The organism is Allocoleopsis sp. (assembly GCF_036703385.1).
Taxonomy (GTDB): Bacteria; Cyanobacteriota; Cyanobacteriia; order Cyanobacteriales; family Coleofasciculaceae; genus Allocoleopsis.
The window spans coordinates 1-14,691 of record NZ_DATNPA010000539.1 but is presented as its reverse complement, the minus strand read 5'-3'; the positions used below and the strand labels follow the sequence as shown (position 1 = coordinate 14,691).

15 protein-coding genes are annotated in these 14,691 nt (G+C 48.2%); 10 read left to right on the top strand and 5 right to left on the bottom strand.

Annotation, left to right across the window (positions count from 1 at the left end; translation table 11 throughout):
- Positions 1-148 (bottom strand): YciI family protein (locus V6C93_RS26215; protein ID WP_333479610.1); only part of this gene is annotated, 148 nt, incomplete at its 3' end.
- Positions 149-367: 219 nt separating this feature from the next.
- Positions 368-2,815, bottom strand: a complete 2,448-nt coding sequence (gene pheT, locus V6C93_RS26210) for a phenylalanine--tRNA ligase subunit beta (protein ID WP_333479609.1) — start codon at positions 2,813-2,815, stop codon at positions 368-370.
- A gap of 648 nt (positions 2,816-3,463) precedes the next feature.
- On the opposite strand from pheT, the gene V6C93_RS26205 reads away from it, so the two are divergent.
- Positions 3,464-5,089 (top strand): serine/threonine-protein kinase, encoded by a 1,626-nt coding sequence (locus V6C93_RS26205; protein ID WP_333479608.1) that lies wholly within the window; start codon positions 3,464-3,466, stop codon positions 5,087-5,089.
- Positions 5,090-5,291: 202 nt separating this feature from the next.
- The gene (locus V6C93_RS26200) at positions 5,292-5,915 is read left to right on the top strand and encodes an HPF/RaiA family ribosome-associated protein (protein ID WP_333479607.1); all 624 of its coding nucleotides are present in this window, start codon (positions 5,292-5,294) and stop codon (positions 5,913-5,915) included.
- 113 nt (positions 5,916-6,028) lie between these two features.
- Here the strand turns inward: V6C93_RS26200 and V6C93_RS26195 are convergent, their stop codons facing one another.
- Entirely contained in the window at positions 6,029-6,250 is a 222-nt protein-coding gene (locus V6C93_RS26195; RefSeq protein ID WP_333479606.1) for a hypothetical protein, read from the bottom strand.
- Between the two features lie 111 nt (positions 6,251-6,361).
- Between V6C93_RS26195 and V6C93_RS26190 the strand changes: the two genes are divergently transcribed.
- From V6C93_RS26190 to V6C93_RS26180, 3 genes are all read left to right on the top strand, one after another.
- Positions 6,362-6,610: a tetratricopeptide repeat protein gene (locus tag V6C93_RS26190; protein WP_333479605.1), complete on the top strand. Its 249-nt coding sequence runs from the start codon at positions 6,362-6,364 to the stop codon at positions 6,608-6,610.
- Between the two features lie 67 nt (positions 6,611-6,677).
- Complete coding sequence (locus V6C93_RS26185; RefSeq protein WP_333479604.1) at positions 6,678-7,013, top strand: DUF6883 domain-containing protein; 336 nt, start codon at positions 6,678-6,680, stop codon at positions 7,011-7,013.
- Positions 7,014-7,023: 10 nt separating this feature from the next.
- Complete coding sequence (locus V6C93_RS26180) at positions 7,024-7,263, top strand: DUF4926 domain-containing protein (RefSeq protein ID WP_333479603.1); 240 nt, start codon at positions 7,024-7,026, stop codon at positions 7,261-7,263.
- A gap of 65 nt (positions 7,264-7,328) precedes the next feature.
- Here the strand turns inward: V6C93_RS26180 and glp are convergent, their stop codons facing one another.
- Entirely contained in the window at positions 7,329-8,606 is a 1,278-nt protein-coding gene (glp, locus tag V6C93_RS26175; protein WP_349262848.1) for a gephyrin-like molybdotransferase Glp, read from the bottom strand.
- Positions 8,607-8,969: 363 nt separating this feature from the next.
- Here glp and V6C93_RS26170 point away from each other — a divergent pair, with 363 nt between their 5' ends.
- The 5 genes from V6C93_RS26170 to V6C93_RS26150 all read left to right on the top strand — a co-directional run bounded on the left by V6C93_RS26170 (position 8,970) and on the right by V6C93_RS26150 (position 13,873).
- On the top strand, positions 8,970-9,503 hold the full coding sequence (locus V6C93_RS26170; protein WP_333479601.1) for an RDD family protein: 534 nt from the start codon (positions 8,970-8,972) through the stop codon (positions 9,501-9,503).
- A gap of 50 nt (positions 9,504-9,553) precedes the next feature.
- Positions 9,554-9,748 (top strand): 50S ribosomal protein L33, encoded by a 195-nt coding sequence (gene rpmG / locus V6C93_RS26165; RefSeq protein WP_015182346.1) that lies wholly within the window; start codon positions 9,554-9,556, stop codon positions 9,746-9,748.
- Between the two features lie 99 nt (positions 9,749-9,847).
- Entirely contained in the window at positions 9,848-10,063 is a 216-nt protein-coding gene (gene rpsR, locus V6C93_RS26160; protein WP_015182345.1) for a 30S ribosomal protein S18, read from the top strand.
- 271 nt (positions 10,064-10,334) lie between these two features.
- Positions 10,335-12,350, top strand: coding sequence for a ribonuclease R family protein (locus tag V6C93_RS26155; protein WP_333479600.1), 2,016 nt, complete (start codon positions 10,335-10,337; stop codon positions 12,348-12,350).
- 1,073 nt (positions 12,351-13,423) lie between these two features.
- Positions 13,424-13,873 carry a hypothetical protein gene (locus V6C93_RS26150; protein WP_333479599.1) on the top strand — a complete coding sequence of 150 codons (450 nt, stop codon included), beginning with the start codon at positions 13,424-13,426 and terminating at the stop codon, positions 13,871-13,873.
- Positions 13,874-14,099: 226 nt separating this feature from the next.
- Here V6C93_RS26150 and V6C93_RS26145 read toward each other — a convergent pair.
- The coding region (locus V6C93_RS26145; protein ID WP_333479598.1) for a prolyl oligopeptidase family serine peptidase at positions 14,100-14,691 on the bottom strand (592 nt) is incomplete at its 5' end.

Genomic DNA, 14,691 nt, shown 5'->3' with positions numbered 1-14,691 from the left:
CTTTAGTTAAATCTTTAGTAGGGCCAATTGTAATCAAAACACCCGCTTCTTTTTGCTTCGCCAAACCATCTAGATGGGCTTGACGGTAAGGGGCACGCTTTTCTAAAACGTCCTCGCAATAGCTTCCCCACAGTACATATTTAGGCATAAAAGAGTTGAAGATTAGACGGTTGAAGGTTGAAGATTAAAGCTTATATCGTTGAAGATTGAGAAAAAGTTAGCTGATTGAATAATATAGCAGTTTTCAAACGAGTGAAGTACAGTCATCACATCTCCTGACTCCTGACTCCCTGGCGTTAGGTGTACTCCATGCAACTGAGAACCGCTATGTAACCTTCAACCTGCTAACTTTCAACCTGCCAACCTTTTAGACTCTGAGAGTGACGCCGAATTTTTCTACCAAGGATTCTCTTACTTTTTGATGGAGCGTTTCCACCTCTTCCGCTACGAGAGTGCGATCGCTTGCGCGATAGACTAGCCTAAACGCCAAACTCCGCTGTCCTTTGGGAACTGACTCCCCGCGATATTCATCGAACAATTGTACCGACTCTAATAACGGCTTACCCGCATTGAGTGTTGTTCGTTCGATTTCCGCTACAGAGACTTTCTCTGGAGCAAAGAAGGCAATATCTCGGTCAGAGGCGGGGAAAGTGGGATAGGGTTTGAATCGGGGCGTCAGGCTTTCGTCCTGAGCTAGAGCATCCAAGAGTACATCTAAGTCCATCTCAAACGCGTAGACAGCATCTGGCAAACCGTATTGCGATCGCAACTGGGGATGTAACTGTCCCAAGTTACCCAATCGCTTGCCTTGTAACCACAAAGATGCAGTGCGTCCTGGGTGAAAGCGATGATCTTGCCGGTTCGGTTGATACTCAACACTCATACCCAAGCGTTCAAATACGCTCTCTAACACCCCCTTCGCCTCGTACCAAGTCATGGGTGACTCATGTCCTCCCTTAACCCAGCGCCCTTGGGTAGGGTCGCCGCCTAAAATCCCAGCAATGGAGTCGGCTTCTAGGAAACCCTCCTCTTCTCGCCAGAAGACCCGACCCATCTCAAATCCATTAAGGATGCCGTTACCTTGCTCCAGGTTGTATTGACATGCATCAATCAACCCAGACAGTAAATCAGTTCGCAGGGCGGAGTATTCGGCAAACAGAGGATTGGCAAGGTGAATTTGTCGGTCGTCTGTTGGCTTGACCAATGAATATTGGACTAATTCGGTCAACCCTGCCGCCCGAAACGCTTCTCGCAGTTGCCGCATCAACTGCTGTTCCAGGGATAAATAACCGAGTTCCGTCTTATCCGGTAGATCCTCACAGAAGTTGTTGTAGCCGTAGAGACGGGCAACTTCTTCAATGAGGTCAATTTCGCGCTCTAAGTCCCGATAGCGGTAAGGTGGCACAGTTACCGTCCATTGAATAGATTCCTCTGAATCGCCACGCTTTAGTTGACAGCCGAGGGCGGTGAGGATGCGTTCAACATCTTCTGGAAGAATTTCGCCAATCTCGTCTTCCAGTTCCACCGGACCTAAAATCTGATTGATGCGGTCAAGACGTAACTCAATTGATCGTGTCCAAGTGGCGGGATCGGGACGCGTGTCGGCAACTTCTTGGGTACTGAGCGTACCACCGGCTAACTCCGATAACAGTGCGATCGCTCTTTTTGTCGCAATCCCTAACTCGGCCTGATTCACACCCCGCTCGAAGCGGGTAGACGCCTCTGTTCGCAAACCAAGACTGCGAGCGGAGCGGCGAATGGCTACCGAATCAAATAGCGCCGCTTCTAAAACTATATTCTGAGTGCCGTTGTGAACTTCCGTTTCTTCGCCACCCATCACCCCAGCGAGGGCAACCGGCTTGTCGTTGGCGGTAATCAACAAGGTTTGGGGTTGGAGGGTGCGGCTTTGACCATCCAGCGTCTTCAGCGATTCTCCACTGTTTGCGAAACGAACACCAATGGTCAGAGAATTTCCACCTGCGATCGCTAAAAGCCGATCCCGATCAAAGGCATGAAGGGGCTGACCCCATTCCAACAAAACATAGTTGGTCACATCGACCACATTGTTAATTGGTCGCACTCCAGCCGCTTGCAAACGCTGTTGCAACCAATCTGGGGAAGGCTCAATTTTGATCCCTTCCATCACCGTACCGATGTAGGTAGGACAGGCACCAGGATCGGAGATTTTTAACTTCAAACCCCCTATCCTTGATGCAATTGATAACTCAGGAGCCTCTGGTAGCTTCAAAGTCGCTCCCGTTAGCGCTGCCACTTCTCGTGCCACCCCTACCATACTCAGGGCGTCTGCACGATTCGCCGTCGCTGTCAAATCGAGAATGACATCTTCCAAGTTAAGCAGGGGACGCACATCGCTCCCTAACTGGAGATTTTCCTGTTCAAAAATGTGGATGCCAGCTGCCTCTTTTTCTAAGCCAACTTCCGCCAGAGAGCAAATCATTCCCTCTGAGCGAACACCCCGCAGTTTTGAGGCGCGAATTTTCAGATCGATCGCGGGTAGGTAAGTGCCGCTGGTTGCTACCGGAACATAAGCCCCTGCCCGGACATTAGCCGCGCCACAGACAATATTCAACGGTCCATTGGCATTTCCAATATCCACTTGACAGACTCTCAGCTTATCTGCGTTCGGATGAGGTTGTACCTCTAGAACCTTCCCCACCACAACGCCATCCGCTAACTTCCGACGGTCTTCGATGTCTTCTACCTCAAACCCAGCAAATGTCAGGGTTTCGGCCAACTCTTCGGGAGCCAGGGTTATGTCCACCAGTTCCCGAAGCCAATTTAAAGAAATACGCATTGACTCCTAGCTTTTACCTACCTTAGATGTGATTATTTTACAAAAGTGTTAGGGATTGGGGATGAGGAATTCTTTGAGTCTCCCGGTTGGGTCAATCTGTGGTGAGTAATAGGTAATAGGTAATTCTTGGCGGTAAGCAACCTCGCGAAGAGAGCGGCGGGGCTTCAGCCCGGATCAAGTTCATCTAAATCAAATCCTCAAATGCCAAAGCAGAACCAGACAGATGCGCGTCAGTTACCAATTGTTTGCTGATATTGTGGTTCAACCCTGCTCTCTCATAGGCAGGGTTTCCCGCGTGTATGTGTTCATAATGACTAACTGTTTTCCCCGTCTCCCGTCTCCCGTCCCTGGTTTTGAGCCCCTCCCCTGTCACGTTTATGGAAGCCTCAAATAGAATGGATATACCTTTTATACCTTTAGCAACTCTTTACAAGAAATCAGGGAAACTAAACGCAATCTTCAGTCATATACGCCCAAGTCTAGATGAAAAGTAAGATATCCTGGTTTTAAATCAGATTTCATCCAAAGGCTTGCCAAAGCGAGGGTGCATTCGGCGGTGCGTTTCCCATAAAAGTCAATCGGTTAAGCCGGGTGCTTCGATCATAAGCTTTCGTCCCAAAACGGACAACGCCCCATCGGTGACGCTGAATGAGCTACTGCCTAAATCCTGCCTGTCCTCAGCCTAAAAATCCAAGCCACGTCGAGACCTGCCAGGCGTGCGGTTCCCAGCTGTTATTGCGCGATCGCTATCGTGTCCTAAAAGCCTTGGGTCAAGGTGGATTTGGAGCCACGTTTTTGGCTCAAGATGAATCTCTGCCTGGAGATCCCTGTTGCGTAATCAAACAACTCCGTCCAGCATCAACAAGTGCTCATATCATACCAATGGCACGAGAGCTGTTTGAGCGAGAAGCAAGAACTCTGGGAAAGATTGGCAATCATCCTCAAGTGCCGCGCCTGTTGGATTATTTTGAAGACAACCAACAGTTTTACTTAGTGCAAGAGTACATCAGTGGCTCGACCTTGCAGCAAGAGATCAGACGGTCGGGTGCGCTGAGCGAAGCTGGAGTAAAGCAATTCTTGAGTGAAATCCTGCCACTGCTGCAATACATCCACAGCCAGCAAGTGATTCACCGAGACATTAAACCCGCTAACATAATTCGTCGCGACCAAGACGGCAGACTGGTTTTGATTGACTTCGGGGCGGTGAAAAACCACGTTAACCCAGTAACGACCAACGCCTCAGACCAGACAGCCTTAACCAATTTTGCGATCGGGACTCCAGGCTTTGCCCCCCCGGAGCAGATGGCATTACGTCCGGTTTATGCGAGTGACATTTATGCAGTAGGTGTGACTTGCATTTATTTGTTGACGGCGAAATCCCCTAAAGACTTAGACTATAATCCCTCAACCGGGGAAATGGTCTGGCAGAAATGTGTTCATGTGAGTGACCATTTTGCCGAAGTCTTGAAAAAAATGCTAGAGGCTTCGGTTCGCCATCGCTATCAGTCAGCCACGGATATCATGAGGGCTCTTGACCTGGAGCCTTATATCGACACCTTGGCACAGGGTTTAGCGGCTCAGCCGACTCAATTACCAGGCCCAAACAAAGGGTTCAATAGTCAATCCTTTTACTCTGGAGACTTAGGCGACAAGACTTCTCCCTCATCCCCCTCAACTGCAACCTCGAAGCTAGCAATGGCAATTCGAGCGCGTCGCGCCCGCAAAGAACAAAGCGGCTCTTACACATCTGGGAATCCGCGCAGTCAGGGTATTCCCAGCCAACGAGCCTCTACGAATTTGCTTAAGAGCGATGGCTTTACAACCGGCAAACCCAAGGTTCCTTTCAAGTTAGATGCCAACGGTTTATTAGGCGCTTATCTGAAGGGTCGCAGGGATTTCGCCTCTCAGGATTTGAGCGGACTCGATCTTCATAAAGTTGACTTATCTGGGGGAATTTTCCATCAGGCGAAGTTGGCAAGAACCAATTTCCAAGGAGCTGATTTATCGAATGCTGATTTTGGTCGAGCCAGTTTAAATCGGTCGAACTTGCGAGATGCGAATTTGGGTCGGGCTTACTTGAGCTATGCCGATTTGGAAGGAGCTGACTTGAGAGGCGCAGATCTCAGCTATGCCTATCTCAATCATGCGAATCTCAAAGGCGCAAATCTATGTGGCGCTAATCTCTCCAATGCCAAAATCAGTGAGGAGCAGCTGACACAGGCCAAGACGAATTGGGCTACAGTGTTGCCGAGTGGTAAGAGAGGTTTTTGGTAATTAAGGGTTAGGGGTCAGAAGCTCAGTTGCAAAAGAAACAATTGACAGCGCTCACCAAATTTATGTAATTCGATAGAAATATAGCCAGCGATCGCCTCGTTAGCATGATTGTCATTGGTGCTGTGTACTTAGAGTAACGTCTTGACCTTAAGCACCAAGCACAGTAATGAAATTACGCTCCCCATAGAATAGAAAACAAATCATGCAAATTCCTTTAGAAATTACCTACAAAGAGGTGGAAAAAACTGATGCGCTTGAGGCATTAGTCCGCGAAAAGGCAGCTAAGCTCGAACAGGTATGTGATCACATCAATAGCTGCCGTGTCACCCTAGAAAAGGCACACGAGCGCCCAAGGAGTGGTTCTCCTTATCGGGTCTGCATCGATCTCACCGTGCCTCCCAGTCACGAGTTAGCCGCCGTTAAAAATCCTGGAGAAGGCGATCAGTACGACCCGCTCGAAGCCGTCATCCGCAGTGCTTTTGATGCCGCACGTCGGCAGCTTGTCAAGCTTACCGAAAAACAGCGTGACCAGGTCAAGAGCCACCCCGAACAAGAAATGGGTGCCCTTGTTACCAAGCTATTTCCGGAGCAGGAATACGGTTTCATCAGGGCTTTGGACAGTGATGAAGAAATCTACTTTCACCGGAATAGCGTCATCCACGATGACTTTGATCGCATAGAAGTGGGTACGGGTGTGCGGTATGTTGCCCTACAAGATGAGGATGGTCTGTTGCGTGCAAGCACCGTGCAGATTGTCGGTAAGCCAGGTGCTAACATTTCCCAGACGGACGAAGAAGCGATCGAACAACCACTGGGCTGGAAATAGTCATACCATTTCGCTGTTGAGACGCTACATATAGATCCCCCCTTTTTAAGGGGGGAGCAAGAATAGTTAATGAGATTTGCAAAAGTTGCACCTCTGTTGCAGAGGTGCAACTACTATGAATTTTTCCTATCGAGAGGACTTTGTTTGACGTAAAATGCAACGACGATGACTCGAACAAGTCCGGTCATAGAGCAAAATAACATGGCGATGAGGATTGCGATCGCCAAAATAATTGCAGTCGGTGACTCCCCGTTTTCCACAATAGTTGTGGGATCAATCGGGGCGATCGCTGGAATGGTTTGGTTAGTTGTGGTCGGCTGTGATTGGGATAACATCGTACTTATCTGAACTCGACATCTTCATCATCGAACCGGAGTTCTTGAAATCGGGTCATTGCCCGTAATATTGGCGCTCGCCAAGGAGAAGTTCAGGCAGTATTAGGAGAAGTGTACTGTCGTCTGGCGCAATACCCTATATCCTTAAAACATCTGCAACTCGCGTTAACCATGATGCGAGAGTTCGGTAATCGAAACAATGAAGCTGAGACGCTCAAAGCTCTTGCAGAGCTACATTACAAAATCGGCGAACCCGATCAGGCGATGAAGTATTGTGAACAAGTATTGGCAATTACCACTGAACTTGGTCTTCCGTTAGTCAAACAGTGTGAGGAGATTCAATTAAAAATTCAAAATTAAAAAATAAAAGCGCGAGAGGAGGAGACTTGATTAATATCCAAAGCGTTGAATTTGAGCGTTTCGGAGCATGAAGCTACCTAATGGCGAGAGAGCACAACTGGGAGATAAACTTGAGCGGTATTCACTGAATATGCAGCATCCCAAGGGTAAAGACAAAGCCATCATGTTTAGAAACAGGTTGGGGATTACGCTAGAAAACAAAGAATTATTAGAAACGGCTCTCTTAGAATCTGCTGTCAATAATGAGGCAACCATTCACAAAACAGATGAGTATGGAACCCAGTATGACGTAAAGTTTTTGATGACAACAGACATTGGAAGCTCTTGGGTACTTGGATGTTGGATCATTCGCACAGGTGAAGAGTTTCCGAGATTAACGAATACTTATCCTGTAGATCAGTGAGGATACTACGATGAATTTTAAGGAATATGATGTTGTTGCCTTGACCGAAAAAATTCAGGCACTCCATAAAGAAACTCAACAACCAATCCTGCTAATACCTGGGCAAGTCGGCACTATCCTCATGGATTTTAAGGGGCGAGCCTATCTTGTTGATTTTGCCGATGCTCAGGGCAAAACCTATGCTATGGAAACCGTCCCTGGCGAAAGGTTAATGCTCCTTGTCTATGAACCGATTCTGGCTGTTGCCTAACGCTGAAATGAACCTACAGCCCAAGCGAGGGAAAGCCGAAGCATATCAGATCGAACAAATTTAGTTTAGTAACGTGAACCGACTTGTAAAACTTGCACGGGTTCGCCAGCAGAAATTAGGGTTTGACCCACTGGTACAACCGCAAGTCCAGTAGTTTGTGCCAGGTTAATCAAATTGCCGGAATTCTGACTACCACTAGCAAGATGGAATTCGTAGGTACCAGTGGAATCTAAATGCAACTGACCCCACACATAGGTTTCTCGGCGTCCATCTGAACGGAGGTCATTGCGCGATAAAGCCTTGACAAATAGAGGTTTACATGAATCTTGAGGTAAACCCGAAAGCTTCCAGAGTGCGGGTTGCACAAACCGCCAACAACTGACTAATGCGGAAACGGGATTTCCTGGTAGACCAAAATACAACATGGGACGTTTCGCTCCCCCCTTGCTGCCCTTAGAAGTAGGGGGAAATGTAGCAACGGTTAACGGTTTACCAGGTTTGACGGCAACGGAGCGAATGTGAATTTGTGCACCCAACTCAGCCAGGATGCGATCAACATAGTCATAATCCCCCACCGAGACGCCACCTGTTGAGAGAACGATGTCGGCTGAACTGATAGCTTGTGCGATCGCATCTTTGAGTGCCTCTGGATCATCGCGAACAATACCCAGCGGTACAGGCACTCCCCCAGAGAGCCCCACAAAGGCAGCCAGGGCGTATTGATTGGAATCTACAATCTGTCCGGGTTGCAGCGGTTGATCGGGTGTGACTAACTCGTTACCGGTTGACAAAATTGCTATACGGGGGCGTCGATAGACAGGAAGATTAGTACACCCAGCCGCCGCCAATACAGCAATTTCTGCGGCATTGAGAGTGATTCCTGCCTGGAGAAGAGGTGTTCCCGCCTGATAGAACGAGGCTCGATAACGTACAAAAGCCTGCGCTTTGGGTGCCTCTAAGATGAATACACGGGTTCCCTCACGTCGGGTTCGCTCCTGCATCACCACCGTATCCGCCCCCTGCGGCATACAAGCACCCGTGAAAATGCGAGACGCCTGCCCCGGTTGAATCGTAGATTGAGGCTCTATCCCAGCGGGAATTTCTTCAACGATTTCCAACTCAACAGGTTGCTCTGCATTACAGGATTGCACATCGGCATAGCGCACAGCATACCCATCCATTGCAGAATTATCCCAGTGGGGAAAATCCAATTGACTCGTCACTGGAGAAGCCAAAATCCGACCCGTAGCCGCTGATAACTCTACTATCTCGGCATCTAGCTGTTGGTCAAACGGTTGCACCAAACCGAGAATGATTGACTCCGCTTCTTTAGCTGGCAGCATTGCCATCAACCCAGGTGTCACTACAGTTGTCAGTTTAGTTCAATATCCCTATCTCCACGGCACCCAATGCCTTCAGCGTCACTTTCTGAGCTTCCGTTATCCGATACCAAAACGCTTCGGCTCTCTGACATTATCCGCGAACACTCAACTATTAAAAATATTCAGGATGATGCCTTTATGAGACGGAAGTTGCCAGTTACAACCCTGCTTGCTCCAAGGTGACATACGTTGTTTGACATTCTCATAAAGCGGTGATCGCTCCCTGTGTTCAACTCGGCAGAGAGTCGCAGCAAACTGAATCCAATGGGAGTCACAAGCTCAGGCTAAGATTGAAATACCCAGTCCCGTACTCGGTAATATCTCATGAGTCTTGAACCCGTTCACACTCGCTTTCCCAAGGTACCGATTGAGCGACGGGCTGCTGCCTTCTTTATCGATTTTGTCGGGGTTTGGCTAGTCAGTTCACTCCTGGGATTCAATGTGTTCGTTCAGATAGTCGTTTTTATGTTATCGTGGGCGGCTCTGCGGGTGGTATTGGTATCCAGTAATCAGGGTCAAAGTCTAGGACGCTGGGCTTTGGACATGAAAGTTCTGGATGCTAAATATAGCAAGATTCCTGGACTATTGACGCTAGCCAAACGAGAAGGCATTCTTGGATTTTGTGCCCTCTTAGCCATGCTCGGTCTCAATATTGGTCTAGCGAACGGCATCTCCATGTTGCTGCTGATATTTCCCTTAGTGGCAGATTGCTGTAGCGCCTTGGCTGATGAGGAATCGCAGCAAGCTTTCCATGATCGCATGGCGAAAACCCTTGTCATACAGACCCGTCGAGGTTTTTCTCTCGACCTCCGTCTCAAAAAAATATTTGCTCAAGTGAGACGGCGCTTGCAAAAATAGAAATTTGTGTGTAATTTCAACTAACCATTTGATTTTCTAGAAATAGCACTATGGCAGCCAAGAAAGGTGTTCGGATTATTATCACCTTGGAGTGCACGGAGTGTCGCAGCAACCCTGAGAAGCGATCGCCCGGTGTGTCTCGCTACACAACGATGAAGAACCGTCGAAACACGACAGCACGTCTAGAACTCAAGAAGTTCTGCACCCACTGCAACAAACACACGGTTCACAAAGAAATCAAGTAGCATTAGTCCTTAGTCATGCGTCGTCAGTTAGTTCAACGTTATCCCTTGACCCCTGACCCATGACACTCACAACTCACCCATAACAAGAAACAACAACTCATGGCTTACTTTCGCAAACGTCTTTCTCCTATCAAACCGGACGACCCGATCGACTACAAGGATGTCGAGCTGCTGCGTAAGTTTGTGACAGAACGGGGTAAGATTTTGCCACGGCGTATCACAGGTCTGACCGCTCAACAACAACGCGACTTGACCCAAGCTATTAAGCGAGCCCGTCTTTTGGCTCTGCTGCCCTTCATTAATAAAGAAGGGTAAACCCAAATTGGAGTTGAGAGAGTCAATCAAAGCAAGAGCGACGGAATAAACGAGAGTATGAAGTATGAAGTATGGAGGAAAGCCCCTACAAATTCTTGTAGGGAGGCGAATCAAAATTGATGATGCCTTTCTTTCTTCATCCTTGACACTTCAGCCTTTTGTGGGTGATTCGTACTTCGAGTCCCCGTCGATCAGCTTTGGCATTGCACCGACCACTCGATAGACTAGGTGTAGGTTATTTACAAAAACGCTACCGGGGTTAGCGAAACTGGTGGAAAAGGGAACAATAATTGAATTTCGCCTTGGCGGAGAGCGCCGTCTTGCCACGGTGGATCGTCCAGAGGGCAAAAAGCATTGGATTGCCATAGACGAACGCGGTCAATCTCATACGCTTCATCCCCGGCAAATCACTTACGAGGTGACGGGATGTACCTTGAAACCATCAGAAATCCCTAGCTTTCTCGAAAAGGTAGAGCTATATCTAGACCCTTCGAGCTTGGAAGTTGCTTGGGAATTGTTGGTTGAAGATGGGGAAGCGGTAACCTGCGCTCAAATGGCGCAGCTGTTATTTTCTGACCAGAGTCCGCCCCTGTGCTATGCAGCTCACTGCTTACTGTCTGAGGACAAGGTTTACTTCAAACAAAAGGCAGACGGTTATGAACCCCGGCCCGCTGCTGTGGTTGCTGAAATCAAACATCAACGCTCAGCCCAAGAATCAAAGCAGCGGGAGCAACAAGACTTTCTGTCACGCGTACAGCAGCGATTAGCCGGTGTGCCGGAAGAGTGGCAGGACAGCGATCGTTCTCGATTTGATTTGTTAGAACGCTTTGTCCTCCATCCAGAGAATGCAAATCGTCCAGCCCAAGATCTATTAGCCGCAATAGGACGCCCTCAAACTCCTCAAAGTGCTTTTGATGCATTGGTGGAACTGGGGTGGTGGAGTCCTCACGAAAATTTGCCTTTGCGGCGTAGTCAAATTCCTATTCATTTTCGTCGGGAGCTGATTGAAGTGGCGCAGCAATGCCTGGTTTCTCCACCTCCTGACCCTGATTCAAATCGGTTGGATTTGACGGGATTGAAAGTATACACCATTGATGACGAAAGTACTCAAGAAATCGACGATGGTTTGAGTCTAGAAGTTCTGGAAGATGGGAGCCAGCGCCTCTGGATTCACATTGCTGACCCCACCCGATTGGTGAGGCCAGGAGATGAGCTGGACTTGGAGGCACGGCGGCGCAGCACAACCTTGTATCTTCCGACAGGCATGGTTCCCATGTTCCCGCCTGCACTGGCAACGGGGCCAATGAGTTTGGTTCAAGGTAGAGTCTGCCCCGCACTAAGTTTTGGCGTTGTATTGGATGAAGCCGGCAGTATCCAAGACTATCAAATCCGTGCCAGTCTAGTAAAACCAACGTATCGCCTGACCTACGAAGACGTAGACGAAATGTTGGAGCTAGGGATACGGGCAGAACCGGAAATTGCTGCGATCGCAACTTGGGCGAAAAAACGGCAGGAGTGGCGCAGAACTCAGGGTGCAATCAGCATCCACATGCCAGAGTCAGTGATTAAGGTTAAAAATGAAGACGAAATCTCAATTGAGGTTTTAGAAGATTCCAAAGCGCGGCTGCTAGTAGCGGAAATGATGATTCTTGCCGGTGAAGTGGCAGGACGCTATGGTCAAACCCATCAGATTCCCCTACCTTATCGGGGACAGCCACAACCGGAACTTCCTCCAGAAGAAGAACTGATGCAACTTCCCGCCGGTCCCGTCCGGTTCTGTGCCATGCGCCGGTGTATGCCCAAAAGTGAAATGAGCATTACACCCTTGCGGCACGCCGGTTTGGGGCTGGGAATTTATACCCAAGTCACTTCTCCCATTCGTCGCTACACCGACTTGATGTCTCATTTCCAGATCAAAGCCCATCTACGCGGTGATCCCTTGCCTTTTAGTACCCAACAATTGCAAGAAACGATGCTGAGTGTTACGACAGCGGCGAATGAAGCGACTTGGGTAGAACGTCAGACTAATCGTTATTGGGGATTGGAATATCTGCGGCGTAATGCGGATCGGGTGTGGCAAGCCTTAGTCCTGCGCTGGCTACGAGAACAAGACAATGAGGGGTTAATTCTTTTAGAGGATTTAGGTCTGGAGTTGAAGATGCGTTTTAGGCGCTCTGTGGCACTAGGCGATCGCTTGGATGTTCAAGTCAGCCACGCCGACCCTCGTCAAGATGTGATTCACTTCAAAGAGCTAATTGCTCAAGAAGCTCAGCCAGCTGCCACCTAGCCGTCTATCGTAAGCGTTTTGATGAGTTAGTAGTAGCACTTTAGCGCTACTACTAACCAGAGCCAATCCATCACAATTAAGCGATCGCGCATTTAAGCAAGCCTATAGTTAGTAGTTAGGATGCTTGCCAGCATTGGGTTTTCCCATTTTGAATTTTGAATGGCTGAATACGATATAGCGTTTCTCAGATGCGTGAAGTACATCAGAATAACCTAACCCCCTGCCCCTTCCCTACTAGAGTTGCGGGAGAAAGAATCAAAGCCTCACAAAGAGAGTAGGAGAGAGGTTTTCCAGAGAGGTCAGAGTGTACCGCATCCAACCGAGAACCGCTATAGTCAAAAGTTTTTGTTCTTCAATTCTCCAGCCCGTATTCCCAAACCCTGGATTTATTTGTAGCAGGCATTTTTAATGAATAGCTATAAAAAAATGCCGTTGCCTTTCAGATTCAGCATGGCTTCACTCGGCAACCATTACGGAAATTATTGCTTAATATTGAAATAGATTGCAAATTCCACAAAAAGCAGTACGATGATGAGCGTCACCCGTTTTGGTGCCAAATTCGGACAAAACGTGGAAATACGCTTTTGAAGGAACATAAACTCGCTGAATCGGTAGCAACTTTATTCAAATCAACTCTTCTCGCCTTAACCATTGAAAGGCCGTTTTCAAAGAAGTTCGCCCAAGTCCCCAACTAGGGTAGTTTGCTGATGTGAACTTCGGAAACAATCAGGGTTTTGAAGCCTGCGTAAGCCGGTTAGGTTAGTTACGACTTCAACGCCTCAAGCTACCCAGATGCCAAATCAAGACGAGAAAGCTCATCTGATCCTTACCAACGGGATGCGCTTTCACGAGAATGGCATCCGTCTGATCGCGAGAAACTGCACTCGTATAAGCAAGGAGTTCATCAAAGATTAGAGGAAAAGGCGGGATAGCAGCAATCGCAACAACCTGTTAAGTAAAGTCCAAAGAGCTTCAGGAAATTTATGCAGGATAACAATGTTAAGCCGATTTCATTAAGTACATCCCCCCCTATTGAAAGGAAAGCCGAACACAGGGATCACAGACAATTCACAATGCAACCAGCTCTCCATATCAGCACTCAAGTCTTACCCGGAAAAAAAATCGAAATCGATACTCCTGAGTTGCCTGTAGGCGATGCTGTAGACGTTTTCATCATTGCATCTAAGACTGCCGATACTGATCGCAGTTGCCAGTCGATGATAAACCAGCTAAAGCATGTTTGTTGGTGCAATGAAAAGTCCTCTACAGGGCAGCATCCGTTCAGCGAACCTTCAACCTCGAACATTCAAAGCGATATCACCGTCGCTATTGAAGCCTTGGAGGCAATCGATGACTCCCTAAGCCCTGAACCAGGTAGTCTCTGTGAGGAGATGTTAAATGATGCTCTTGAAGGTCGAATGAGATTAGAGGCAACGGATATTCAAGACCGAATGCTGATCAAACACCATGCTAAGAAATACATCCAGCAGGCGATCGCAACCTTGCAACGCTTGAACTCTTAACTTGCGTCCTAACACAGTTATTTAGCTCTCAGTTTGGGGCAGGCAAGATGCCTACCCCACAAGAATTTTGCTAATACAAGCGGGATGGGCATCTTATACCAAGTTGCATTCAAAGGTATAACTCTCTCTTTCTCTTACCTCGGTGCGCTCTGTGCCTCTGTGGTTTGTTAAATTCTACGTTAGACCGCAACTCAGTATTACCCATCCCATTAGTTTTGCCAGAAGTCTAATATTGAGCAATCTCAAGCGATCGCACCAAGAAAGCCCACTCATCCGCCAATTCTTCAATAATCTTAGATGTTGGCTTCCCAGCACCATGCCCCGCCTTCGTCTCAATTCTAATTAACACAGGTTTCTCACCCCCATGAGCCGCTTGCAACGCAGCCGCAAACTTAAAACTGTGGGCAGGAAATACGCGATCATCATGATCGGCGGTTGAAATCAATGTCGCTGGGTAAGCTGTCCCCGGTTTCAGGTTATGCAACGGTGAGTAGGCATATAATGCCTGAAACTCTTCGGGATTCTCAGGGGAACCGTAATCCGAACACCACGCCCAACCAATCGTAAACTTAGGGAAGCGCAGCATATCCATTACCCCTACGGCTGGCAGCGCTGCCCCCCATAATTCTGGGCGTTGTGTCATACAGGCACCGACTAATAAGCCGCCATTACTACCCCCTGCGATCGCAAGTTTTTCTGGCTTAGTGTACTGATTATCGATTAACCACTCCGCCGCCGCAATGAAATCATCAAACACATTTTGCTTATTCAGCTTGATTCCCGCCTGATGCCATTCCTCGCCATACTCACCACCACCA